Here is a 26,836-nt window from a genome sequence, read left to right as displayed (position 1 = left end):
AGGTCTAAAATTCGTTTTATGCACTTTGTCGATTCAAGCATCACAACCGTTATATACAAGCCTTATCGGCCAAAAACAATCCATCCTATTATTGGAGTTATTTTGACAAATACCAAAGGAAGTCTTTATATGGTTGCTGCAATGGCAGCCTTTGCCATTGAAGATATGCTCATTAAATCAGCGGCAGAAACGACATCTTTGGGTCAAATTCTCGCGCTATTTGGCCTAGGTGGAATGCTTATTTTTATGCTCCTCACTTGGCGTAAAGGCGAAAAGATTTTCCATCCGGCAATTTTATCTACTCCTATATTAATTCGTGCAACTTGCGAAGTGGTGGGTCGATTTACCTTTGCGTTGGCGATTACTTTAACCCCATTATCAAGTGCATCAGCTATTTTGCAGGCAACACCATTAATTGCCATGATAGGCGCAGCATTATTGTTCGGTGAACAAGTAGGGGTGAAAAGATGGCTTGCTGTATTGGTTGGCTTTATCGGCGTACTGATGATCATTCGTCCCGGACTTGAAGGCTTTGAAGCCACTTCTTTATTAGCGGTTATCGCAACCCTAGGTTTTGCGGGTCGCGATTTAGCCACCCGAGCGGCACCACCTGTATTGTCTAACATGCAGCTTGGTGTGTATGGTTTTTTTGTCCTCATCCCTGCGGGTGTAGCAATACAAATCTATCAAAATGAACCAGCCCAACTTAATACAACCGCGTCAATACAAATCATCGGCGCTATCATTTTTGGCGTTGCAGCTTATAACGCACTCACTATTGCTATGCGCGCGGGCGATGTATCGGTAATCGCACCGTTTCGTTATACCCGCTTACTGTTTGCGTTAGCCTTGGGAATATTTATATTTGGAGAGTCGCCCGATTTAATGACCTTACTTGGTAGCCTACTAGTGGTATTAAGTGGTGGCTACACCCTCACCCAAACGCGTAAAATGTTAACGGTAACTACCATCAAAGATGGAACATAGTTTGGCTTGAGCTTGAGGTGAATCGCTTTCTGATTTGGACATCCCTTAACTAACTTGCTACTAGGATTATATTGATGCGTAAATATTGCGAGATTATCGCCTCAAATATGCAATAAGCCTCTGAATATTACTCCAATTATTTACCGTTAACATACAGCCGTTTGTGTAAGCATTTCACAATACACGATTAATTTCCTTAAAAATAATACCTTGTAAAAAGCTAGATTTTTTCAGCGATCCGGTTATATCTCTGCAAAAGTTATTAATGCTAAATCATGTTATTGAAATCAACATTTTAATACTCAGCGTAATGAGTAGAACAGCAAATATTTTCTTTAATATTGATACGGGTAATTTATGTGCCAACTGTGCGCCGTAAGGGGCGGTGATAAAACTGGTAATAGAAATTAATAATACTGCGGGTAAATACACATAACCAAAAATGTAATCATTAGGTGAAGAATAGTGCCAACCATTAATTAAATAACCAACCGTTCCAGCAACAGAGATAGGCAGCCCAATAGCGGCAGAAGTACCGATTGCTTTCTTAATTTCAATATTCTGCCATGTTAGGTAAGGAACCGTTAAAGAGCCACCGCCAATTGACACCAACGCAGATATTGATCCAATGCCAAAACCCGCTGCAAACAAGCCTGGGGTTCCTGATAGTTCTCTTGATGGCTTTGGTTTTTTATTTAAAAACATTTGGCTCGATACAAATGCCATAAACAGCGCAAAAAAGATCCCCAGAAATAATGAGCTTAAATATGAGGCTAAAAACGTTGCTGAAAATGTCCCTAAAATAATACCTAAAACCATCCCTTTAACAGCCAACCATACCACTGCACCTTTTGCATTGTGAGAACGGAAACTTGAAAAAGTAGTGATTACCATACAAGCCATTGATGTGCCTAAAGCTAAATGCACAACATGATCAATAGCAATGCCATTTAATAGAAATATCGATGTTAATATCGGCACCAAAATGCCACCACCACCGATACCCAATAGCCCCGCCATGAAACCGACAAAAGAGCCTAATAATAAAAACAGTACTATCCATTCCGGTTGTAACATTATTACCTCATTCTCATCATTTAGTTATGTCTAACGTTTTCGTTTTTGCACTTTGCACTTTGCACTTTGCACTGTTTGAAAGCTCACTTTACTGGGTGAACAGTCACAAGGTAAAAATATTATTCGTTTGATGTTAGCTTGTAAGCAGATAAATACATTAAGCTCGCCAATTGACTGGCAGGAGCTCATCAATACTAAGTTAATATTAAACCTTAACGAGACCGCCTTTTAAACGATAATAATGAGAGATATTCAGCATTAACCCTAATGATCCAAAGAATAGGCAGAAATACAAAGCCAGTAACGAACTTTTTCCCTGCCTAAATGTATGCGATTGTTAGGTAATGTTGTCAGTTATAGCCGGCGTGTTTATGCGGAATGTACCTCTAAGTCATGACCAATATTCTTTAGAATACTTTTTGCATTTGTTATTTCATCCATAGAACCATGAACGACAAGAAGAAATTTATCACTCTTTATCGCGGTTTCATATTTGATGATACTGTCCTTTGGTATGCCGATGCTATAAAGGGCTGCGCCCAATGCATCTAGCCCACCCACTATAACAGCACCTTCGAGACCGCCAATGATCGTTGAAACAAACGGACCAGCAATCATAATGGGACCAAGTCCGGGAATAAAGAAAAAGGCTGAACCAAAAAGCAAACCGAATAACCCTCCCCAAAAAGCCCCGAATTTACCCCATTTCATCACACGGTCACCAGTGTTGTAATAACCAACGACATCTTCTTCTGTGTGATAATCTTTACCAATAATAGATAGTTTTTTCATATCGAAACCTGATTTTTGCAACTCTTTTACTGCTTCTTCAGCTTCAGTATGTGTGTCAAAAGTGATGATTCCTGCATTTTTCATTTTAAATCTCCTGGTTTGATGATTCCAGTCAATGTGCTAATGAACTTGATGATATTGTTGGCAGCGGTAAAGCATTAAAATCGATAGTAATTAACACGCCATCCACTTGTCTAACCAATAACATAGCCTTTTCAGCATTCATTGCGATAACCTTTTATGGTTATTCAAGAACGGGGTTTATTTATAGATTGAGACCTATAATAAACATGCTACCCATCCCTCTATTTAATAACATAATCCTATTCAGTATTGAATGCGATAGCCTTGTGAGCGTTAACAAATTCAACCTAGATGGGGTTTATCAATAGATTGATTCTTATTAGCAATATGATAATTAATTCTTTTCAAATTCGGCAATAACCTGCTGATATAAAAATAAAAATCAACATAACACCTAAATACTCACCACTAATGTTGAAAGGTTATTCTTAGAGATTAAACATGTTTAATTTTTAATCATTATGCTGGTTAAAATTGATCTATATCTAATTTTATTGCTCTACGCCCTTGTAGACTGATCATTCAATCGTTATCTGGAAGGCTATGTAAAGGTCTTCCTTATCTCATTATCAAAAAGGAGTCAGATATGTCATTACAAGGAAAAGTCGCGCTCGTCACAGGCGCAGGTCAGGGTATTGGACGTGCCATTGCACTTCGTTTAGCAAAAGATGGAGCAGATATTGCCATCGTTGATTTAAACGTAGACAAAATGCTCGCAGTCTCTCTTGAAGTAGAAGCCTTGGGTCGAAAATCAACTACTTTCAAAGCAGATGTTAGCGACCGAAAACAGGTATATGCCGCTATAGACCATGCAGAAAAAACCTTAGGTGGATTTGATATTATGGTGAATAACGCAGGTATTGCGCAAGTTCAAGCCATAGCAGATATTACTCAAGAAGAAATGGATAAAATCCAAAAGATCAACGTAGACGGAACCCTTTGGGGCATTCAAGCCGCGGCAAAGAAATTTATCGAACGTAAACAAAAAGGCAAAATTATCAGTGCCTCTTCCATTGCCGGCCATAATGGATTTGCTTTGCTGGGCGCATATTCGGCAACTAAATTTGCCGTGCGCGCGTTAACCCAGGCAGCTGCACAGGAATATGCTAGCGCAGGTATTACTGTCAATGCTTATTGCCCTGGAGTGGTCGGAACCGATATGTGGGTCGAGATTGATAAACGTTTTTCTGAAATTACTGGCGCACCAATAGGTGAAACCTATAAGAAATACGTCAAAGGCATTGCACTTGGTCGTGCGCAAACACCTGTGGATGTCGCCAACTTTGTTTCATATTTAGCAGGTCCAGATTCTGATTACATGACGGGTCAAGCACCGCTGATTGATGGTGGTATGGTTTACTGTTAACAATAACCAAATGCCCTCGAAATGCAGGATTGTGTATTTTGCTGTGTATTGGGTATATATGAGCTAAAAATTGTGGGCTAACATTGCGAGTAACAACATAGCCTGCAGTTTTTAGCACAACGATTAAAGTAATGTGAAAAATAGGCCGGATGCTAATCAGCACTCATCTTTGCTGGTCATGTCTATTGTTAATCAAGTTCCAAACGAAGGCTTTCTCCCGCTTAATCCCTGTTATGTTTTACTGTTAAACTTAATCGCCATTGTTCTCGAAAGTCTTTTTGAATTCGAGAATGAATAACAAGTGTAATCACCATTGCTATAAAACCGCCAAGACTTGCCATTGCCATATCTTTATGTGCATCCCAAATATCTCCCTGTGTGCCTAAATATGCCATTCCTAACTCGCCACCAAATACCTCTGCAGCACCCCACTCAACCAGTTCATATAGCATGGATGTTGCCATAATAAGATTTAAAGGCGTTAAATAGCTCCAAAACCCTTTCACACCTGCAATCCGGCAATACAAATCTCTCACTGGGTATGCCAACAAAAAACCGTATGCAAAATGAATCAATCGATCAAAATTATTCCGGGTCCATCCCATATATTCATTAAGGCTAAAATTAAAATATGATGTTAAAAATGCATCATAGGGAACATTGGAGTAAGTATAATATGAACCAATTTCATGTAAGCTCATAAATACAAATATCAAACTATAAGAGAGTCGCGATAATGGACATTTCTTATACGTAAAAAAAATGAAGATGGCAGATAAGACAACTAATACATTCTCAAGCGCCCAATCGGCTCGATCATAAGGCGATATAGAAATGACTAAGCATTCAATACCAAAAATGATTGAAAGGATTAGAAAGTATCGTTTATGTACCATAGTATTTTTGGCCATTCTGAATTAACGCTATTTTTATAGGGACCCAAAAGTCAGCTGTAAATTTATTCTCATCCATAACATGTAGGGTTCAATCACGTCTAATCACACCACAAACGGGAGGACAACAGACGCCTACAACGACTTACAAATTCATTATTTTAGTCCGACTAAAATGCATTTATAGATTAATAATGAAGATAATACGCTTTATTTTTCTCCCATAACCCCATAAACAACATTCTCCCTATTTACTTCACAATCACGAAGTGAACTTACTTGCGCCCAAGTATTCTTAAAATACGAAGAAATAAGTTGATGATGTCCATGTACAACGCTGCCGCGCTATCAATAGCATTATCTATTGTTTTAGGTATTTGATTAGCCCGGCCCCAGTCATAGCCAATATATCCGCAGAAAATAAGCACCACTATCCAATCAATTATTCCATGGTGGATACCAAATACGTATATTTCAATAAGCTCCACCACAATGACAAGCAACAGAGCAATGGTGAGTGCACCAGCTATTTTTTTGAAAAAAGCGGGAAATAGAGACCCTAAGCACATCATACCAATAGTCACTAAACCTGTGATGCGTATAGCCTCAGATACAATGGAAGCATCGTAGCGACTTACTACCAAATTGATAATAAGACCAAACGGGATGACAACAAAGTTGTAACCTATAAAACTAACCAGTGGATTATTGGACTTATTAAAAAGATAAATACCAAAAAAGCATGAAGCGAAGTACCCAATAAAGAAAATCCACGGATTGATATCTGCAATTGATTGAGGATCAATGTTGGTCACCATTAACCAGTTTATTGCAAAGCCCCAGCAGAGGGTTAAACCGATAGCAAAATTATAGGCGGTAGCACTAATGATAGGGTCAGTGGTACTGCTTCGTTCAAATACACCTAATTCCATTTTTCTTCCTCGTTATTGTAGGTAAAGCACTTAATTTAAATAACCTCAAAGCATTACACTTTCCAACTAATTTACTTGTTTGGAACAATGCTCCACAAGGTTTCAAGCTCAACTATGCTGCTGGATATTGTTTCTACGTAATCAGACGGGCATGCTTGTGGTCTCAATGTTAAAGACATATCCCTCAAGTATTGCTCATGGGCATTCTTCGACTCCCAATGGGATACGACCATGTAGTTATCCTCAAGAGTAATATGACGCCAAATATGAGCGCTTAACATTCCAGATTGCTGTAACCGTGGGGAATTCCAAATAGCCTCTTGATCTCGAGTAAACTTATCAAGGTTGGTAACACCAGAGCAGTAGATAATGCTAAATAATCCACCATGAGAAAAGTTTACATTTGAGCCAGAAATGATTGAAATTAATTCGAAGTAATCAACAGAACAACTGTTGTAGGTACTTTCCTGGTTATTACGTTTAAAGATCTCATCATGGATGCTTTTCATGAATTCACCCACATGACGTTGAGACTCCCAGAATCCTAGAATCGTCGCAGTGCTTGATGAATCATCCCATCCGCCAGCTTGCCCACCAAATCCATCACAATTAGATAGTTGAGCCCACGAACATTGGCTTGTAGAGAAATCGCCTCTCTTGTCGCTATTTACATCACAAATAATCAATTTAGCAATAGTCAAATGTAACCCTTAATGTCTAATAACCATGCGAGCAACTCAATCAATAATTTAAGGCACGGTTGTTTTAGCAAAAAACAGACTAATACATTGTTAACTCAAATTGTATCGTTATAGGTTATATGTTCCCAAGGCATAGCACTATGCCACCACCCCAAATATACTTCCCACGCCAGCCGTTAAGGCCATTGCTAGCGCGCCCCAAAAAGTCACCCTGATAGCACCTACAGAAATGGGGGCACCACCTACCCATGCAGCTATGCCACCAAGGAAAGCGAGAAAAACCAACGAAGAAAATGCAACAGCAGGAATAAGTTGATCTCCCGGAATGACCCAAGCAAGTAATAATGGCAATGCGGCTCCTACGGTAAAAGTACTTGCAGACGAAAATGCCGCTTGAACGGGTTTAGCATTGCCAATAACGGTAATCCCTATTTCATCTCTAGCGTGTGCACCAAGCGCATCATGTGCCATTAATTGCACTGCAACTTGTTGGGCTAAAATAGGATCAACACCTCTAGTTTCGTATATTTTTGCAAGCTCATTTTTTTCAAATTCATAATTCTGCTCTAATGAATTTTTCTCAAGTACAAGATCTGCTTTCTCCGAGTCTGATTGCGAACTAACGGAAACATACTCACCAGCAGCCATCGACATAGCCCCAGCAACCAATCCGGCAATACCTGCGAGGATGACACCTTGGTGTGTTGTGCTAGCGGCTGCCACCCCAATAATAAGACTTGCGGTTGAAACAATACCATCGTTTGCGCCAAGCACTGCTGCGCGTAACCAACCTGCACGATGTGATTTATGTGGTTCATGATAAACCATAATATTCCTCGATAATTGATAGTTATTTTACAACTAACATTTTAGTCTTTATGCGTTGCGCTCTTTTCAAACTACAAATCACTTATTGAACTGGGTCGATGTCTTGTTCAGATTAATGGCTTTAACTTACGGATTATGCTTTTACTTTGGCGATTTTGTTGATGCTAGTTAAGAGTTTCAGAGCAAATGTCGATCAATTGATGATGGGGTATTGGTAAGTTTCTCATCGAAATCCCTTTGTCATCCAAGTGTTATATCATCCATTTTCGAGTCTAGCCCATTTAATAATTACACTCAATGAATGCCTAATTTAGCCCATCACAATGGCAAGAAAAAATTAAACTACATTCAAACTCATCGTTTATTAATACTTTTTAGAAACGAGCTAATTAAGGTTTCTCATATATAATGATTATCATAAACACATTCGAAATATTGTAATTGTGATTGGTTCGGTTATTTTCGACTTGGTTATTCACATCCAACCGAGATGACGATTAAGGCATTTTTAATGATGTAATTGCGAAAAGACCAGCCTATCCAGATTTAGGTAGAATGAAATCTCTGATTGTATAGTATTCTAGAGCAAACAGGTTGACGGGGTTCTCAAGCAAAAAAGCTTTTTGTTTGAGAACCCCGTCAACCTGATTAAACATAATTATTCAATTTACTGCGAGAGCGTTATGATCAATCAGCTACAGGAAAAATATCAACTGTCGTTATTGTTGCTACTCAGCGCTGTCGCTGTGCTAGGCATTTTTCCGTTTGTAGTTATACGTTATCTAGCGGGCAACATCGTCGCAGCCATCATTGATATGATGCTGATACTGGGCATCATATCGCTAGTTGCTTATGCGTATTACTCCAAAAAAATCCGAATTTTAAGCGCTGTAATAGCAGTATTTATTAATACCGGTGTAGTCATCATTGTTATTGCTAATGGAATAGATAGTTTTTTGTGGATTTATCCCGTCTTCGCAAGCACTTTTATTTTGGTAAAACCAGTTGAAGCCTTTTGCATTAATGTCGTTGCTGGCATTTCTATCGTAGAATTATCTGACGTTTTTAACACCATTTCAGAAGAATCTTTCATTGTAACAACCTCGATGTTGTCATTAAGTGCCTTCGTTTATGCCAGCCATGGTTTGAAGCAGTTTCACTTACTGGAAACACTCAATACTGTGGACGCATTAACCGGTGCATTTAATCGCCGAGCCATGAGATCAGATATGACAGCGGCAATATCCAACGCCGAGCGTAACGGTATTAAGCATTTGTTAGCCATTCTCGATTTAGATTACTTTAAGATGGTCAACGATAAATACGGTCATGCTGTTGGTGACAAAGTACTACAAGATTTTGTTACGATTGCCACTTCGCACATTCGTAAATACGATCGGCTTTATCGATTCGGTGGCGAAGAGTTTGTGCTATTAATCCCTGAGGTCAGTGATCAACCTGATGTGTTTATTAATAACCTTAGAACGACAATAAAAAAAGAGTTAACAACACCGGATGGCAAAGAAATAACGGTGTCATTTGGTGTTGCTTCCTGGGTTCCAGGTACAACAGCAGATACTTGGCTACAACGTGCAGATGAAGCGCTCTATCTCGCTAAGGCTAAAGGTCGTGACTGCGCTGTCTTTAGCAACTGATAGTAGTATTTATTTATCAAAATATGTAACACCTATAAAAGATACAATTAATTATATCGTCATGTATTAGACACATTTAATCCTGTCTGTAGTAAGCGTAAAGAACTTGTTCATAGGTAACGTTGACTAGTTTAAATATTCAGTCGAGGCACATGATTCTCACCTAGACTTTAATAATTTTTCAAATTCTATCGCTGGTAATGGTTTAGAAAATAGGTAGCCCTGCGCATAGTCACAGCCAGCAGCTATTAACAAGTCTCTTTGTTCTTCGTTCTCGACACCCTCAGCAACGACTTTCAAATCAAGTTTGTGTGCCATTACAATGATTGCTTCGCACAAAGCCAGATCATTAGAATGGGGCGCCAAATTATCCACAAAAGATTTATCAATTTTCAGATAATCAATATCGAGTTTTTTTAGTGAAGAAAGTGATGAATACCCAGTACCAAAATCATCTAGTGATACCTGAATATTTGCATCTCTGAAGTCAAATAATTTCTGGTCGATACTGCTTCCATATTCCATCAATGCTCCCTCAGTAATTTCAACCATAATGGCATCACCGGGTAATTTAAGAGCGTCTAAATAGTCAAGCCAATCTTTAGCGCTAAAAGCATCGTTCTTATATTGTACTGGCGAAGTATTGATACTAATTTGGAAACTTGGCTCGATGGCGGTGCGCCAGCGAGCCGACTGCTGAGCGGCCTCACGAAATACCCAATCACCGATATCAACGATTAATTGGGTCTCTTCTGCAATAGGAATAAATTCGATTGGTCCAACTAAACCCCTTACTGGATGTTGCCAACGAATGAGAGCTTCAGCTTTATAAATATCACCAGTGATTAAGTTTACGATTGGTTGGTAATGTAATTGGAATTGATTGGCTGCTATAGCTATACGTAAATCACTAATCAAAGACATGCGAGATACTGCGTTCTGCTGCATCGACGGGGTAAAATATTGGAAACTATTCCCCCCATTACTTTTGGCGGCATACATTGCCTGATCAGCATTTTTTAGCATTTCAACAGGATCAGAAGCATCTTGTGGATAAAATGTGATCCCAATACTAGTAGAAATATAAGCTTTATTTTGACCTAACGTAAAAGGCTCAGACATTTTTTTAAGTAAGTTACTCGCAATTCGATCTACACAACTTGGGCTATCAAGTCCGCCTATTATCAGAACGAATTCATCGCCTCCAAGTCGGGCAATGGTATCGACATCTCGAGTAAGATTGAGTAAACGTTTTGCCACTTCAACCAGAAGAATGTCACCAATATCGTGACCCATAGTGTCATTAATATCTTTAAAACCATCTAGATCAAAGAATAATAATGCGATACTTTTATTCGACCGTTTAGCTATTTTAATTTCTTTCTCGAGATCTAAACTCGCCATTTGGCGATTAGCTAATCCAGTAAGTGAATCGTAATGTGCCTGCTCCCAAATCAACTGCTCAGATTGTTTTCTGACAGTAATATCCTCACACAAAGAGGCTGCCCCAATCGCCTTGCCTGCGGTATCCAAGATTGGCGTATTATACCATTCACAAGCAATTTTTTTGCCGTCTTTAGTAATATTGTAATTACTTCTTCGCGTCCCTTCTTTATGTTCCAATAAGTCCTTATAAACCTGATCAATCTGTATTTTAGATGTATCGATTAGGATCAAATCTATGGGATGACGTCCCATCGCTTCATCGGCAGAGTATCCAAAAATCTTTTCGGCTGTTTTATTCCATTGGGTGACATTGAAGTTGATGTCCCATGCTATAGCCGCTAAAGGCGTATTCTGCAGATGATGTGATAGTCTTGATTCACTTTCTCTTAACGCAATTTCTGTGTTCTGGCGGTCATCCATATTTTTCAACAGTAAGCCTAGGAATGCCGTAGCCAGTGTAAAGATAACCAGTCGTGGGATGGCTATAGTTGATAGTATTTTCTCAAACGCGGTGGCAGGTAACTGGGTTGATATTATTAATACAATAACTTGTATTAATAAGCCAAAGAGTAAGAGTTGCACTAAGTTAATTTTTACCCAGTCTTTTTTAACACAATATCGATAAATTAATCCTAAGCTAGTTGATACTATGACAATACCTATGCCTACGTATAAACCGCCTCCACCTAGAAGTAATCGATAACCTGCTGTAATGGTGGCGGCAATAATTGCGACAACTGGACCACCGAAGAGACCTGCTATACCCAGAACCACGGACCGAGGATCGACAATAACCCCAGAGTCCATATAGATAGGATAAATCATACCAAAAATACAAATACCAGCAAATAATGCACCAGACAATATTTGCTTAGTCATTTTGTTCGCGTAAAAATAATTAACAATAAACCCATATAACAAACTCAGCGATAAGATAAGTGTTATGGAATAAATGAGGTTAACCGTCATTAAAGTCCCTCATTGTTATTGTTTAATCGCATTATTGAGTCGGGGTTTGGATTGTATGACCATCGATATTCTTCAAATAAGGATTCAATTGAAAACTGGATAGAAAAAACACTAACTAAAGAAGGGCAAATGAAGCTCAAGCCATAAAAGAATAAGAGCATAAAAAAGAATGAGTAAAAAATCACCAAAAAATAATACTCCCAACTCGGTTAGTTCAGCACCAACGTATACCGTGTCTGATACGATGAAAACGGCTGTACTTACTTTCTATATATGTCGTCCATGATGTAGCCTCATTTGCTATTTAAGATTTTCTCTGAGTATTTACAAGCATAAAAATCAGTCAATTCTTTTAAATATAAGGGCATTACTTTTCTCAGAATAAAACTAGTTCATGCTCTTTGATTAGCATTTCCAATTACCTAGCTTGCCTCTATCTGAATACACGCTTTAGGAATGCCACTACAAACCGTTTGATTTAAAATTCATAAATCCATATAGCGTTATTTAACCTAATCCATTTAATCCAAAAAAACTAGATTTAATAACAAGTGTGATATCAATATACTACGATTTAATCAGAAAAACCCCCTGGATAATCTAAAAAAATCTCCAAAACGCTATAGTTCTCTGATGGTTACCTCGGGTTCACAACTCGAACTGATCTACTATCACTAACTTAACTTAGTCGAAATATCACAAAAAGCGTAACCCCAAAACTAACCTCAAACACATTAACTACCCATTGGTTCACCTACATATCACATCAGACAAAATGGCAATATATTAATGGTTCATTCGCAATTTTAATGGTAAAAATCTATTCCCGTCGATTGAGCTAATGCGCGTGAGCCGCTTCGAATAATAACCCTCGTACATCTGGTTAGTATATAAAGTCACTATGTGACCTTATATACCGCTATACCGCACATATTGCTTTCATAGCATAAAAAAGGTCCAAATCGTTAAATTTGAACCTATTTACATGCTATCTAAAGTAGATAATAACCTTAGCGAGAACCCAAATGACTTAGCTAGACGACTTAGCTAGATTGCGCAATACATAATGCAAAATGCCACCATTTTGGTAGTAACTGAACTCATTAGGAGTATCAATGCGGATTTTAGCTTCAAACGAATGATGCTTACCCGCTTTGTTGGTCACGGTCACTTTAACGGTTTTCTGGCCGGCACTCACTGCAGGAATACTGAATTGCTCTTCACCAGTAAGCTTTAGTGACTCAGCACTGTCATCTGGCATGAACTGCAGAGGTAAAATCCCCATTCCAACAAGGTTCGAGCGATGAATACGTTCATAGCTTTGCGCTATAACCGCTTTAACACCCAACAGTGCAGGTCCTTTGGCGGCCCAATCTCGCGAGCTACCCGTGCCGTATTCTTTACCCGCTAATACAATACAAGGCGTACCTTGCTGTTGATATTGCATGGCGGCATCAAATACGGTCATAGACTCACCGTTAGGCATTAAGCGAGTCCAACAACCTTCAGTTCCAGGAGCCAGCAGATTTTTTAGCCTTACATTGGCAAAAGTGCCACGCATCATCACTTCATGGTTTCCACGGCGTGAACCGTAAGAGTTAAAGTCCTTAATGGCGACTCCAGCTTGCTGTAAATAGTCTCCAGCAGGGCTGTCTGGTGCAATAGATCCCGCTGGTGAAATATGGTCGGTAGTGACCGAATCACCTAACTTAAGTAAACAACGGGCATTGTCGATAGCTTTTATTGTTGGAACCTCGGCACTGATCCCATTAAAGAATGGTGGTTGTTTGACATAGGTAGAATCTGGCCAGTTATATTTCTGGCTCTGGACCACTTCTAATCCTTGCCAGTCAGCATCGCCACTGTAAACATCGGCATAACGCGACACAAACATTTCGCTTTGCACGGCGCTGGCCATAACCTGTTGGATTTCCTGATTGTCTGGCCAGATATCTTTTAAATGGACAGCTTTGCCATTGGCATCTTCACCCAGAGGCTCGGTGACCATATCGGCTTTCATATTACCGGCCAATGCATATGCCACCACCAGCGGCGGCGATGCTAAATAATTGGCTTGAACTTCTGGATGGATGCGGCCATCAAAGTTACGGTTGCCTGATAACACCGAACACACCTTCAACCTGCCCTGTTGTATCGCAGCGCTAACGGGTTGAGGTAAAGGGCCTGAATTACCAATACAGGTGGTACAACCGTAGCCAACCAACTGAAAACCTAAGGCATCTAAATCGACATTAAGACCCGATTTTATTAAATAATCTGTCACCACCTGTGAGCCCGGTGCAAAGCTGGTTTTTACCCAGGGTTTAACCTGCAAGCCTTTTTGGCGAGCATTTCTGGCTAATAGTCCGGCGGCGATTAACACTGATGGATTGGAGGTATTAGTACAACTGGTAATCGCGGCTATCACCACCGCGCCAGCTTCGAGGATAAAGTCTTTATCTCGATAACGACAAGCGACACCAGTGCTACCATCGGCAACTGGCACTTGTACAGAGGGACCACCCTCGCTTGCCAGCTCGTCTTTACCTTCGGCGTCGATTTGGCTAACAGGGATCTGACTATCCAACCAATGACGAAAACTGATTCCGGCTTGATCAAGTGCAATTCTGTCCTGCGGTCTTTTAGGGCCAGCGATAGAAGGCACAACACTACTCAAATCTAATTGCAAACGGGCGTGATAACAAGCTTTGTTATCCGATGCGCTAGCCCACATGCCCATCTCGTTAAGATAAGCTTTTATTAGCTCGATACGATCAGGATCACGACCCGTAAGTGCTAAATAATCCAAGCTTTGTTGATCAATCGGGAAAATGCCGCAAGTAGCACCGTATTCTGGCGCCATATTGGCTATGGTCGCCCTATCGGCTAGGGTCAATTGATCGACACCAGTACCAAAAAACTCAACAAACTTACCTACCACGCCAAATGCTCGTAATTGTTCGGTGACCGTCAAAACCAGATCGGTGGCGGTAACCCCAGCAGGTAATTTACCTATAAACTCAAATCCGACAATCTCGGGTAACAGCATGGTAACAGGTTGGCCTAACATTGCGGCCTCTGCTTCTATGCCGCCCACACCCCAGCCCAATACACCCAAACCATTGATCATAGTAGTATGAGAATCGGTCCCAACTAACGTATCGGGGTACAATAGATTATCTTCATCCTCTTTGACAAAAACCACTCTCGCCAGATATTCCAGATTGATTTGATGTACGATACCGCGCCCTGGCGGCACCACTTTAAAGTTATCAAAGGCTTGCTGACCCCAACGCAAAAACTGATATCGCTCGCGGTTTCGTTGGATTTCAATGGCGGTATTTTTTTGTAGTGCATCGGATTCAGCAAACACATCAACCATCACTGAATGGTCAATGACTAGCTCCACAGGATTGAGTGGGTTAATAGCGTCTGCATTACCACCTAATGTCTCAATCGCGTCACGCATTGCGGCCAGATCGACCACCGAAGGTACACCGGTAAAATCCTGTAAAATAACCCTAGAGGGCACAAAAGCAATTTCAGTTTCAGACCAGTTATCTAGATCCCAGCGGGCCAAGATATCAATATCCTCAGGCTGAACAAATTCAGAGTTCTCATAACGCAGTAGGTTTTCTAATAAGATTTTAGCGGCAAAAGGTAAGCGAGATAAATCGTAGTGTTCGGCTAGTCGATCAAAGCTGTAATACTTGAAAGTTTTTCCGTGACTCTCAAGTTGTTTCAATAATTGCATAGAATTTTTCATTACTGATCTCCCTATAAACGTTTATTGGCACTTCATGCTAAGGTTACCCTAACATATTCGAATCTAAAATCGACCCGGAAAAAAACTATGAGCAAAATGCGTATAGAACATGACAGTATGGGGAAAATTGAGGTACCAAATGATGTTTATTACCAAGCGCAAACCCAACGAGCACTGAATAACTTTCAGTTTTCAGATCGGCGCTTTCCGACGCCAGCTTTACTCGCCCTACTCGACATAAAATCAGCGGCAGCACAGGCTAATAGCCAGCTAGATTTGCTAGATAACGCCATGGCCACCGCGATTCAACAAGCAATTGTCGCCAGTAAGAAGCTTGATTTTTCAAAACACTTTCCGCTAGATTTGTTCCAAACAGGTTCTGGCACCAGTTCTAATATGAATATTAATGAAGTGATTGCCAGCCTTGCCAGCGTCATTTTGCAGGTAAAAGTTCACCCTAATGATCATGTCAATATGGGCCAAAGCAGTAACGATGTGGTGCCCGCCTGTATTCACATCAGCACAGTGCGGCATTTAAAGGCTCAACTGTACCCAGCCATTACAGATCTAAGCGACAGATTGGCGGATTTGGCTATACAACATTCAAATCTGGTCAAAACCGGACGTACTCATTTAATGGACGCAATGCCAATTACCTTGGGGCAAGAGTTGTTATGTTGGCAACAGCAACTCAATGCTGCTCAGGCTAAGATCCAACAGGCGGAACTCAGCTTACATAACCTACCTTTGGGCGGCACAGCGGTTGGCACTGGCGTTAATTGTGACCCGCGTTTTGCCAAGCTGGCTTGTGATGACTTACAACAGCAAGATCAGATCCCATGGCAAGCGGCGGTTATGCCTGCGTTATATATGAGTAGCCAAGATCACACCTTAGCGATGGCTTCAGCGCTCAAAGGAGTAGCTGTCACGTTATTGAAAATTGCCAATGATTTGCGCTGGATGAACTCAGGCCCGGTTGCAGGATTACAAGAAATTAGCTTAACGGCACTGCAACCCGGCTCATCGATAATGCCCGGCAAGGTTAATCCCGTGATCCCAGAAGCTGTAGCCATGATTGCCGCTGAAGTGATAGGTAATGAAGCCACCATAACTATCGCGGCTCAATCGGGTAATTTTCAATTAAATGTCATGTTGCCACTGATTGCCGACAAGCTACTGTCCAGCATTGATTTATTGACCCATGCTTGCCAAGCCATGACCGACAAAGTGTTTGCCGAGTTTACGCTCAATGCCGAGCATTTAACCCAAGCATTGGAGAAAAACCCCATTCTGGCTACCGCACTTAATTCAGTGGTGGGTTACGATATGGCCGCTAAAATAGCCAAACGAGCAGATAAAGAACATAAATCAGTATTAGCTATTGCACTTGAAGAAACTAAGCTTGGCGAAGATGAACTAAAAGCAATACTCGATCCATTACATCTTGCAAAGCCCCATAAGTAACAGGCCACAAACTAGAAAATAATGTGCAGTCTCTTATGACTAACAAGCATTAATAACGGGTTTATTGCACGTTAATGAAACACGGTTAGCAGGGCACAGAACGGTTTGATTACCATTTTATATTCCGAACTGAGGTTATTTAACCCCGTAAATCGACATATCACACTAACAAGACTCGTCGAGAGTATAAAAAAACGCTATGCAGAGTAATCACTGCATAGCGTTTATTTATGAATCTAACTAACAATTCGCAATTAACGATTAACGATTAACGATTAACGATTAACGCAACAATAGCAGTGGGATGCGGCTTTTGCTGATCATTTTGGTGGTATTGCTACCCACAAAAAACTCACGAATACGTGAGTGACCATAAGCGCCCATCACCATCAAATCTATTTGGTTAGCGACTTGATACGCTTCTAAAGCCGCTTGCACCTCGCCCTTACATACGGCGGTGATCACGCTAAAGTCTACGTTACTCAAAGAGTCTGCCGCTGCTGCCAGTTCAGTTGTCGCTTGGGATTCATTGTCAGACACCATCACCAAGTGGCATTCCAAGCCTTTTAGCATCGGACTCGTAGCCACTTGATTAAGGGCTTTTTTAGCTGTTGCACTGCCATCGTAAGCAAAAATAAATCGCTTTGGCGCGGTAAATTCAGCCATGACCACTAAAATAGGTTGCTTAAGAGTGCGAATAACACTTTCTAAATGGCTGCCAATAGCATGTTCTTGATGTTGTTCGCCTTGGCGGCCCAACACGACCAACCTTGCTTTAGGTTCTTGCTCTAACAAGGTTTCAACTAAGTCACCATGTCGCTGTAGCGTTTCTACCAATGCTGTAGGTTGTTGCCCAACGACACGCTTTTTAGCATCTTCGAGCATAAACTTACCTTGCTCAAGTGCCAGTTTACTTCGGCGGCCTTCAAGGATAACCATCTCATCAAGTAGATGCTCACGCGTACCTAAACCGATGTTTCCCGATAAATCCAACTGTGTTGGGTAAAGCGATTTATCTAATACATGTAGTAGGGTCACAGGGGCATTTAATTGCATCGCCGCCCATCCACTGGCATCACATACCGCTAAGGTTGCTTTTGAACCGTCGATACAGGCAATCACATATTTCATCATTATTTTCCTTATATTGTGTTGCTCAGGGCTTAGTGACCAGACATCATTTTTTCAACTTCTTCAGGCTTATCGTGCACCCCGAATTTATCGACAATAGTTGAACTGGCTTCGTTAAGGCCGATTAACTCAACCTCGGTTCCATCACGACGGAATTTAAGTACCACTTTATCGAGTGCCGATACTGCGGTAATATCCCAAAAATGTGCCAGTGATAAATCAATAGTCACCTTCTCAACCACTTCTTTAAAATCAAATGAGTTACTGAACTTATCGGCAGAAGCAAAAAAGACTTGGCCAATAATTTGATAATGACGGCCCGTTTCAGCTGTGGTTTCTGCACTTTTAACCACCATAAATCGACCGACTTTATTAGCAAAGAATAACGATGCCAGTAATACCCCTACAAATACCCCAATCGCGAGGTTATGGGTAGCAACAACCACCACAACCGTGGCCACCATCACAAGGTTAGTCGACATTGGGTGATGTTTAAGATTACGAATCGAATCCCAAGAGAAAGTACCTATAGATACCATGATCATTACCGCAACCAATGCCGCCATAGGAATAAGCTTTAACCAATCACCGAGAAATACGATCAAGATAAGCAAAAAGACACCCGCCGAGAATGTTGATAAACGTCCGCGACCGCCAGATTTAACATTGATAATAGATTGACCAATCATGGCACAACCAGCCATACCACCCATTAAACCTGCACCAATATTGGCAATACCTTGGCCTTTACACTCACGGTTCTTATCACTTGGAGTATCGGTTAAGTCATCAACAATTGTGGCTGTCATCATCGATTCCAACAAACCCACTACGGCAAGACCCGCTGAATAAGGAAAGATGATCATTAAGGTTTCAAGGGTTAATGGCACTTCAGGCCAAAGGAAAATAGGTAAGGTGTCAGGCAGCTGGCCCATATCACCTACGGTGCGGATATCGATACCCATAAACACCGCAACAATGGTCAGTCCGACAATACACACTAAAGGCGAAGGTAAGGATTTACCAATGACAGGAATTAACGGGAATAAGTAGATGATACCAAGCCCTGCTGCGGTCATGGCGTACACATGCCAAGTCACGTCAATTAACTCTGGCACTTGAGCCATAAAGATTAAAATAGCCCAGCGCATTGACAAAGCCTGTGACCACAGAGCGCGAAACAAAACGCATCAAATTACCTAGCTTTAAGTAACCAGCAACTATTTGCAGCACACCTGTTAATAGGGTTGCCGCGAGTAAGTATTCAAGCCCGTGCTCCCTAACCAAGGTCACCATTAATAGTGCCATAGCACCTGTTGCAGCAGAGATCATTCCAGGACGACCACCAGTAAAGGCAATCACAACCGCAATACAAAACGAAGCATATAGGCCGACTTTAGGGTCTACCCCTGCAATAATAGAAAAGGCTATTGCCTCTGGGATTAGCGCCAGTGCAACCACAATACCGGCTAACAGATCTCCGCGTATGTTGGAGAACCACTCTTTCTTCATGGTTTGTATCATGTTATTCACTCTGTTTAAAATTAGTCATTTACTCCAACAACACCCGTCAACGCTAGACATATACATCTGCGCACACCAACTAAGGTTTTAATTCGTCAAACGACGAGATGTTATTGGGATTATGGGGGTAAAGCAAAACAACCACCAAGCAGGTAGCCACTACAGATGGATCGTAGTGATCCAAGAAGGAAGGATTAACTAATGCGGCTTAATGTTCATTATAAAAAATAACCTCGTTAAACGCTATATGCGTAAGGTTTGATTTTAAATTATACAAGTACAACCTAAAACAGCGCAGAAGAATAGCGCTGAACGGGTTAAAAGTCAAAATGCATAAATAAATAACCACTACGCTGGCTATGGTCAGATTAGTCTTATTTATGACATAAAAGTCATTATATCCCTTGATTAATTGAGTTTTTTTTACGATAAACTGAGAGAAAACTTTATTTCGACTAAATAGGTAAAGGCAACGACTTTTTGGCAACCATAAATTTAACAACATGATTATTGGTAGTTTGTTATTTAATTTATCGTAAACACGCCAAATTATTATTTTTCGACCGCAATAGTATAAAAATGAAGAGTAACACTTTAATCAGATTAACTCAGCCTAACGTTGCTAACCTAGGGTACTGTTTAACTACATGGCTTACTAAGGCTATTACTCGTTAATATAAAGATCACTTTGCTTCAGCACATTCCGAATAAACTCTGGATCGGCTAAAACGGTTCGATAAATCCATTTATAGAAATACTTGGAGTTAGTCGATATCACCTCATTAGCTTTTTGTTTGCCTAGCAACTCTGTAAGTGCATCGTACTCCAGTAGACAAACCGCAAGATGTAAATAGGTTGAAAACACACCATCAGCACCTTCTGGTCCAGTAATTGGTGCATTGGGGTACTTTTGCTTCAATGTAGCAACCACCTTATTGACCTCTATTTGGCGAGAGTCTTCAAACTAATGAATTTGTTCATGCAAATATTGCGATAAAAATGAACCATCATCGCTTGGGCGGCTTACAGTGATCGTTAGTGTTGGGTGACTATATGGTCTTGTTGCCGACTCATCTATCAGTACCTTGTCTGTAAATGTCCATTTGGCTAAATCATATTGTTGAGTCACTCGTTCTAATTGTAACTGTTTCAATTTTTCTTTGTCTGTATGGCTAGTTAACTCAACATCTAATTGAGCGTTCGCCCCAAATGTCAGTAAAGATAAAAATAACAACAAATGATATTTCATGGGTTCTCCTTGATACCAAAATTTACCGCCCAAATTTAAAGACCATAAAGTGACTCTACATTAATCAATAAGCGCTGCGATAAATGCATAAGCTATGCAAGCTAAAATACATTATCACTAAAAAGCCCACATTAGCCGACAGAATTAAGTGCCACACATCACATTATTGTCGTTATTGGGATCTTTAATCGTAATAATGTGGTTAAACATGTAATATTTTAGTTAAAATACTGTTTCAATTAAGATTTATTTAATAATTTCATGGTTCCCCTAGCGTGATTCACTTCCAATTACTAGCCCCTTATTGTTATTCTCCTGCCAATGATAATTACTAGCTGGATCTGTTGATTCAACTGCCCACTCCTTTAAGCTCAGCCGGAAACGTTTGTTGAAATTAACCTGCTACCAATACCTTGCTAAGCCGCTTAATCGTGTCGCAAGGCTTTCCAAATTGAGTAAAGCACATTTAACCTTGTGTTTCGGGTTACTGTTGCTGCAGCCTTTAGCTGATTCATTATCTATGTCGATGGGACATGTTGTCGATATCAGTGAATTTATTGCCGTTATTGACACCTTATTAGCTGAAATTATGGGCGCTAGCTTACTGGGTCTGCTGATATTAAATCCGTTGGTTATCGACCAATTTTGGCGTTTATTCAACCTCAATTCTACATTTTGTAATCTCCTTGCACTTAGTTACGCGTTAAGTGCCTTATCTGTTGTTGTCCCTAAATCTCTTGAATACACGGCACACGGTTGCCGCGCCCCACCTCTACAAGCTTAAATTTTTTAATTTAACTACATCATTCTCAAAATCGATATTGCCTTAAGAGCTACGCCAAAATCACTGATAGTTGATTTGGGTTAGTCCTTGGGTGCGGTTATTTGCGTTCGATGATTATTCTGCAACTGCCGATTACCCCTATTGGCAGGGTAGTAAGCTTTTAAGGTGAGAGGAATCTTCCTTTGTTAATTCGAAATTTAAGTAAACTAGCGCTGGCTGCATTAGCATTTATGCTCGCGGGTTGTGAAGGCGGCGTGCTGGATCCCAAAGGCCAGATCGGCATAGATGAGAAGCATCTCATTATTGTGGCGACATTGCTGATGCTGATTGTGGTCATTCCAGTCATTTTCATGACTTTGTATTTTGCATGGAAATATCGTGATGGCCGCGATGAAGAAATTTATGCGCCTAAATGGGCACACTCAACCGCGATTGAAGTTGTCGTGTGGGTCATCCCGATTGTTATTGTGATCATTTTGGGTGTTATCACTTGGAATTCGACTCACGATTTAGATCCCTATAAACCGCTAGTGCATGACGCTAAACCCGTTACCGTAGAAGTGGTGTCACTGGATTGGAAGTGGTTATTTATCTATCCAGAATATGGCATTGCGTCGGTTAACGAATTGGCCTTCCCTGCCAATGTTCCAGTTAACTTCAAAATCACTTCAGACACGGCGATGAATTCATTTTTCATTCCGCAGTTAGGCAGCCAAATTTACTCAATGGCAGGCATGGCAACCAAGCTACACCTTATTGCTAATGAGCCTGGCACTTTTGAAGGTATTTCAGCTAACTACAGTGGTGCTGGTTTTACCGGAATGAAGTTTAATGCCATTGCAACTGCAACAGCAGGAGATTTTGATGCCTGGGTTGCTAAGGTAAAACAACAAGGTAACACCTTGGATGTTGAGCAATATAAGCAACTAGCCCAAAAAAGCGAAAACAACCCTGTTCAATATTATGGGTCAGTGCAACACGGCATGTTTAATTACATTGTTATGCAGTACATGCATCCAGACTCGAACATGAAATCAATGGGCAGTATGGAAGGCATGCACGACATGGGCAATATGGAATCAATGTCTGGTATGGATCATACCCAGCATATGCAAAACATGAAGCACATGACTGACACAGACGCTGAACCACATTCTGGACAATCCCCTACACACTCAACCACAGAGCATTCTTCGATTGCTTCTGGGGAGGCGGAGTAATCATGTCATTTCTTGGAAAATTAACACTCGAGTCTATTCCGTATCATGAACCGATTATCATGGTGACCCTCGCGGCTGTCGCTATTATTGGTGTCATTATTGCGGCCTTAATCACTAAACATCAAAAATGGGGTGTGCTTTGGCACGACTGGCTAACCTCAGTTGACCACAAAAAACTCGGTATTATGTATATCGTGCTAGCGATGGTAATGCTGGTTCGTGGGTTTTCTGACGCGATTATGATGCGAACCCAGCAAGCTCTTGCCACTAATGGCGCAGCGGGTTATTTACCACCAGAACATTACGACCAAATCTTCACCGCCCATGGTGTGATTATGATTATCTTTATGGCGATGCCATTTATGATTGGTTTAATGAACTTGGTCGTACCGCTGCAGATTGGTGCCCGCGATGTGGCATTCCCATTCTTAAACAACTTAAGTTTTTGGCTCACTACATCTGGGGCTGTGTTAATTAACATATCGCTTGGATTAGGTGAATTTGCCAAGACTGGTTGGGTCGCTTACCCGCCCTTGTCAGAGTTGGCGTACAGTCCGGGGGTGGGGGTTGATTATTATATCTGGGCCTTACAGATATCCGGTATCGGGACAACCTTAACCGGGGTGAATTTTATCGCCACTGTGTTAAAAATGCGTGCTCCGGGCATGAAGCTGATGCAAATGCCCATTTTCACCTGGGCTTGTACTTGGGCTAACGTGCTAATCGTTGCGTCATTCCCAATTTTAACCGCTGTTTTAGGTATGTTGACCTTAGACCGTTATTTAGATTTCCACTTCTTTACCAATGATGGTGGCGGTAACGCCATGATGTACATCAACCTATTTTGGGCTTGGGGTCATCCTGAAGTATACATTTTGGTATTACCGGCTTTCGGTATTTTCTCTGAAGTGTTTTCAACCTTTACTTCGAAGCGCTTATTTGGTTACACCTCTATGGTGTGGGCAACGGGTGCCATTTCAGTACTTGGCTTTATTGTGTGGTTACACCATTTCTTTACCATGGGGTCGAGCGCTAACGTTAACGCCTTCTTCGGGGTGATGACCATGGTGATTGCGGTGCCGACTGGGGTAAAACTGTTTAACTGGTTATTTACCATTTATCGCGGTCGTTTACGCTTTACCGTGCCAGTATTGTGGTCCTTAGGCTTTATGGTGACCTTCACCATCGGCGGCATGACCGGAGTATTGTTAGCATTACCGGGCGCTGATTATGTACTGCATAACAGCTTGTTTTTAATCGCCCATTTCCATAACACCATTATTGGCGGTGCGGTATTTGGCTACATGGCAGGGTTTGCCTACTGGTTCCCTAAAGCAATGGGCTTCAAACTCAATGAACGTTTAGGAAAAGCATCTTTTTGGTGCTGGCAAATTGGCTTCTATTTGGCCTTTATGCCGCTGTACGTGCTTGGCTTTATGGGTATGACACGTCGTCTTAATCATACCGATAACCCAGCGTGGAACTTCTGGATTTATTTTGCGGTTGTGGGTGCCTTTGTCATTCTAGTCGGTATCATTTTACAGTTTGTGCAACTGTATGTGAGCTTCCGAGACCGTGAACAAAACCTTGATACAACAGGCGACCCATGGAATGGCCATACGCTTGAGTGGTCAACCTCTTCACCACCACAGTTCTATAACTATGCCCAGTTAGATCCCGTAACAGACATTGATGCGTTCACCGACATGAAAGAAAAAGGCACAGCCTATCAACGTCGTGAAACATACCAGCCTATTCATATGCCTAAAAACACTGCTAGCGGAATATTAATGGCAGCGGCTATTACCGCGATGGGCTTTGCTGCTATTTGGCATATTTGGTGGTTAGCCATTGTCGGATTTGCGGGTGCGTTTGTGTTGTTCTTACTGCGTGCTTACGACAATGATGTTGACTACTACGTGCAGCCAGATGAAGTCGCGCGTATTGAAAATGCATACATAGATAACGTAGCAAGGGGTCGATAATGAGTATTGCTATTAAAGCAGATTTACACGTGGCTCACGCTGCAGATCACCATGATGAACATGACACTAGTGGTAGCACTTTATTCGGTTTTTGGATTTATCTAATGACCGACTGTATTTTATTCGCTTCTGTTTTTGCGACTTATGCAGTCCTGTATATGAACACCGATGGTGGTGTGTCGGGTAAAGATATTTTCGAATTAGATTTCGTGCTTATCGAAACCGCCGCCTTGTTGGTCAGTAGTATTACATATGGCTTTGCCATGATTTGCGCTAAACACCAAAAGAAGGCCGCCACATTAATGTGGTTGCTGGTCACCTTCGCATTAGGTTGTGCGTTTATTTCGATGGAAGTGTACGAGTTTAGTCACCTGATTGAACACGGCAATGGTCCAGATCGCAGTGCCTTTTTATCAGCATTTTTTGCCTTAGTCGGCATGCATGGTTTGCATGTTACCGCGGGCTTAATTTGGATGCTGGTTATGATGGTTGAAGTCATCAAGTGCGGTTTAAATAATCGCAGCATCACTCGCCTAAGTTGCTTAAGTTTGTTTTGGCATTTCTTAGACATCGTGTGGGTGTGTGTGTTTACTGTTGTTTATTTGTTAGGAGTCTTGTGATGAGCAATGCACATTCAAGTCACGGCGAAGGCGATTTTGCCGCTAGCGTTAAATCTTATTTCGTCGGCTTTGTATTATCGGTGGTCTTAACCGGTATTCCATTTTGGTCGGTAATGACTCACAGCTTTACTCATGACACCACCTTATGGATTGTAGTCGTAGCGGCAATAGTACAAATCGTGGTGCATTTAAAATACTTCCTTCATTTAGATTTTTCTAAAGAAGGCAGAATCAATACATTCTCGTTCTTATTCACGGCCTTGATTATTGTCATGGTTGTGGGTTTGTCTGTGTGGATTATCTACGCAGCCAATGAATTGATGATGTAACCGACAGCTATCATGAATAATCAAGGTCAATCTATGTCAGCACAATTAACCTCACGCTTACGAGGATATGTTCAGGTAACCAAACCAGGCATCATCATGGGCAATTTAATTTCTGTCGCGGGCGGCTTTTTACTCGCGGCTCAAGGCAATGTTGATATGACCTTGATGTTTGCCACCATGATAGGTCTGTCTTTGGTGGTAGCGTCGGGTTGCGCAATCAATAACTGCATTGATCGCGACATCGACGCCAAGATGAAGCGTACTCGAAACCGAGTTACCGTTACCGGTGAAATATCAGTACAAGCGGTATTGAGCTTTGGTATTGGGCTAGGGATTATTGGCTTTGCCATGCTGGCGATATTCACTAATAGCCTAGCGGTGTTATTTGCCGCCATTGGCTATGTAGTTTATGTCGGAGTATACAGCCTGTATATGAAACGCAACTCGGTTTACGGCACTTTAGTAGGCAGTTTTTCGGGTGCGGTTCCACCCGTTGTGGGTTATTGCGCTGTCACAGGGAAAATGGACATGGGCGCGGTTATTTTACTGTTGATGTTTAGTCTATGGCAAATGCCCCACTCTTATGCGATTGCGATTTTTCGCTTTGACGACTACGCCGCAGCCAACATTCCAGTATTACCTGTGGCTGAGGGCATGGCTAAAGCAAAATTGCATATAGTGCTCTATATTGCGGTGTTTGCATTAGTGAGTGCGCTATTACCGTTAGCGGGTTACACAGGTGTCGCCTTTATGGCCGTTACCTGTGCCACCAGCTTGTGGTGGTTAACCATGGCGTTAAAAGGTTATCGTCACGGCATAAACCTGCAGTCTTGGGCTAGGCAAGTGTTTGGATTTTCCATTATTACCATTACTGCATTAAGCGTGACCATGGCATTGGACTTTCAAGTCATTGCACAAACGCCGTTACTGACATGGGTGCAATAAATTAATACTAAAAAATTAAGCCCGCCACATTATGTTGCGGGCTTTTTTATTTGATTAATTGGCGATTTTGACTAGGATTAGCTCTTATT

General features: G+C 41.2%; 21 protein-coding genes and 1 pseudogene. 10 read left to right on the top strand and 12 right to left on the bottom strand.

The genetic code is table 11. From position 1 onward, the window contains the following. Window positions 1-18 precede the first annotated feature (18 nt). Entirely contained in the window at window positions 19-987 is a 969-nt protein-coding gene (locus FH971_RS01080) for a DMT family transporter (RefSeq protein WP_420853473.1), read from the top strand. Between the two features lie 273 nt (window positions 988-1,260). Here FH971_RS01080 and FH971_RS01075 read toward each other — a convergent pair whose 3' ends face one another. Together FH971_RS01075 and FH971_RS01070 are read right to left on the bottom strand one after the other, a co-directional pair. Further along, a complete protein-coding gene (locus FH971_RS01075; protein WP_140233038.1) occupies window positions 1,261-2,064 on the bottom strand; it encodes a sulfite exporter TauE/SafE family protein in 804 nt (267 codons plus the stop codon). A 369-nt stretch (window positions 2,065-2,433) separates the two neighbouring features. Beyond that, window positions 2,434-2,940 (bottom strand): general stress protein, encoded by a 507-nt coding sequence (locus FH971_RS01070; protein ID WP_137223764.1) that lies wholly within the window; start codon window positions 2,938-2,940, stop codon window positions 2,434-2,436. 586 nt (window positions 2,941-3,526) lie between these two features. Here FH971_RS01070 and FH971_RS01065 point away from each other — a divergent pair. Then, window positions 3,527-4,306: an acetoin reductase gene (locus FH971_RS01065; protein WP_140233037.1), complete on the top strand. Its 780-nt coding sequence runs from the start codon at window positions 3,527-3,529 to the stop codon at window positions 4,304-4,306. A 221-nt stretch (window positions 4,307-4,527) separates the two neighbouring features. On the opposite strand, the gene FH971_RS01060 is transcribed toward FH971_RS01065, so the two are convergent. The 4 genes from FH971_RS01060 to FH971_RS01045 all read right to left on the bottom strand — a co-directional run bounded on the left by FH971_RS01060 (window position 4,528) and on the right by FH971_RS01045 (window position 7,660). After that, a complete protein-coding gene (locus tag FH971_RS01060; protein ID WP_137223766.1) occupies window positions 4,528-5,217 on the bottom strand; it encodes a DUF2238 domain-containing protein in 690 nt (229 codons plus the stop codon). A 257-nt stretch (window positions 5,218-5,474) separates the two neighbouring features. Continuing rightward, window positions 5,475-6,131 (bottom strand): Bax inhibitor-1 family protein, encoded by a 657-nt coding sequence (locus tag FH971_RS01055; RefSeq protein ID WP_137223767.1) that lies wholly within the window; start codon window positions 6,129-6,131, stop codon window positions 5,475-5,477. A 71-nt stretch (window positions 6,132-6,202) separates the two neighbouring features. Then, entirely contained in the window at window positions 6,203-6,817 is a 615-nt protein-coding gene (locus FH971_RS01050; protein WP_240778475.1) for a DUF4937 domain-containing protein, read from the bottom strand. Window positions 6,818-6,970: 153 nt separating this feature from the next. Then, window positions 6,971-7,660 carry a VIT1/CCC1 transporter family protein gene (locus FH971_RS01045; RefSeq protein ID WP_140233035.1) on the bottom strand — a complete coding sequence of 230 codons (690 nt, stop codon included), beginning with the start codon at window positions 7,658-7,660 and terminating at the stop codon, window positions 6,971-6,973. A gap of 683 nt (window positions 7,661-8,343) precedes the next feature. On the opposite strand from FH971_RS01045, the gene FH971_RS01040 reads away from it, so the two are divergent. After that, window positions 8,344-9,315, top strand: a complete 972-nt coding sequence (locus tag FH971_RS01040) for a GGDEF domain-containing protein (RefSeq protein ID WP_140233034.1) — start codon at window positions 8,344-8,346, stop codon at window positions 9,313-9,315. Window positions 9,316-9,474: 159 nt separating this feature from the next. On the opposite strand, the gene FH971_RS01035 is transcribed toward FH971_RS01040, so the two are convergent. Beyond that, complete coding sequence (locus FH971_RS01035; RefSeq protein WP_167495968.1) at window positions 9,475-11,640, bottom strand: EAL domain-containing protein; 2,166 nt, start codon at window positions 11,638-11,640, stop codon at window positions 9,475-9,477. Between the two features lie 1,120 nt (window positions 11,641-12,760). Beyond that, window positions 12,761-15,496 carry an aconitate hydratase AcnA gene (gene acnA / locus FH971_RS01030; protein ID WP_140233032.1) on the bottom strand — a complete coding sequence of 912 codons (2,736 nt, stop codon included), beginning with the start codon at window positions 15,494-15,496 and terminating at the stop codon, window positions 12,761-12,763. Window positions 15,497-15,583: 87 nt separating this feature from the next. Here acnA and FH971_RS01025 point away from each other — a divergent pair, with 87 nt between their 5' ends. Continuing rightward, window positions 15,584-16,960: a lyase family protein gene (locus FH971_RS01025; RefSeq protein WP_140233031.1), complete on the top strand. Its 1,377-nt coding sequence runs from the start codon at window positions 15,584-15,586 to the stop codon at window positions 16,958-16,960. A 282-nt stretch (window positions 16,961-17,242) separates the two neighbouring features. On the opposite strand, the gene FH971_RS01020 is transcribed toward FH971_RS01025, so the two are convergent. The 4 genes and pseudogenes from FH971_RS01020 to FH971_RS01005 all read right to left on the bottom strand — a co-directional run bounded on the left by FH971_RS01020 (window position 17,243) and on the right by FH971_RS01005 (window position 20,864). Then, window positions 17,243-18,094, bottom strand: a complete 852-nt coding sequence (locus tag FH971_RS01020) for a universal stress protein (protein ID WP_240778420.1) — start codon at window positions 18,092-18,094, stop codon at window positions 17,243-17,245. A gap of 29 nt (window positions 18,095-18,123) precedes the next feature. Further along, a pseudogene (locus tag FH971_RS01015) lies at window positions 18,124-19,615 on the bottom strand (SulP family inorganic anion transporter). Between the two features lie 664 nt (window positions 19,616-20,279). Then, window positions 20,280-20,534 (bottom strand): hypothetical protein, encoded by a 255-nt coding sequence (locus FH971_RS01010; protein ID WP_140233030.1) that lies wholly within the window; start codon window positions 20,532-20,534, stop codon window positions 20,280-20,282. 45 nt (window positions 20,535-20,579) lie between these two features. Then, entirely contained in the window at window positions 20,580-20,864 is a 285-nt protein-coding gene (locus FH971_RS01005) for a hypothetical protein (protein WP_140233029.1), read from the bottom strand. Window positions 20,865-21,315: 451 nt separating this feature from the next. Here FH971_RS01005 and FH971_RS01000 point away from each other — a divergent pair, with 451 nt between their 5' ends. The 6 genes from FH971_RS01000 to cyoE all read left to right on the top strand — a co-directional run bounded on the left by FH971_RS01000 (window position 21,316) and on the right by cyoE (window position 26,747). Further along, window positions 21,316-21,648 carry a hypothetical protein gene (locus FH971_RS01000; protein WP_240778419.1) on the top strand — a complete coding sequence of 111 codons (333 nt, stop codon included), beginning with the start codon at window positions 21,316-21,318 and terminating at the stop codon, window positions 21,646-21,648. A gap of 182 nt (window positions 21,649-21,830) precedes the next feature. Further along, window positions 21,831-22,868: a ubiquinol oxidase subunit II gene (gene cyoA, locus FH971_RS00995; RefSeq protein WP_140233027.1), complete on the top strand. Its 1,038-nt coding sequence runs from the start codon at window positions 21,831-21,833 to the stop codon at window positions 22,866-22,868. Window positions 22,869-22,870: 2 nt separating this feature from the next. After that, window positions 22,871-24,853 (top strand): cytochrome o ubiquinol oxidase subunit I, encoded by a 1,983-nt coding sequence (gene cyoB / locus FH971_RS00990; RefSeq protein ID WP_140233026.1) that lies wholly within the window; start codon window positions 22,871-22,873, stop codon window positions 24,851-24,853. Then, on the top strand, window positions 24,853-25,473 hold the full coding sequence (gene cyoC, locus FH971_RS00985) for a cytochrome o ubiquinol oxidase subunit III (protein WP_137223782.1): 621 nt from the start codon (window positions 24,853-24,855) through the stop codon (window positions 25,471-25,473). Before cyoB ends, cyoC begins: the two co-directional genes overlap by 1 nt. Further along, window positions 25,473-25,802, top strand: coding sequence for a cytochrome o ubiquinol oxidase subunit IV (cyoD, locus tag FH971_RS00980; protein ID WP_137223784.1), 330 nt, complete (start codon window positions 25,473-25,475; stop codon window positions 25,800-25,802). The genes cyoC and cyoD overlap by 1 nt, the downstream gene beginning before the upstream one ends. A gap of 12 nt (window positions 25,803-25,814) precedes the next feature. Further along, the gene (gene cyoE / locus FH971_RS00975; protein WP_140233024.1) at window positions 25,815-26,747 is read left to right on the top strand and encodes a heme o synthase; all 933 of its coding nucleotides are present in this window, start codon (window positions 25,815-25,817) and stop codon (window positions 26,745-26,747) included. Window positions 26,748-26,836 lie beyond the last annotated feature (89 nt).

It is taken from the genome of Shewanella polaris (genome assembly GCF_006385555.1).
Lineage (GTDB): Bacteria > Pseudomonadota > Gammaproteobacteria > Enterobacterales > Shewanellaceae > Shewanella > Shewanella polaris.
The sequence above is the reverse complement of the archived record's forward strand: the minus strand, read 5'-3'. Positions and strand labels throughout refer to the sequence as shown.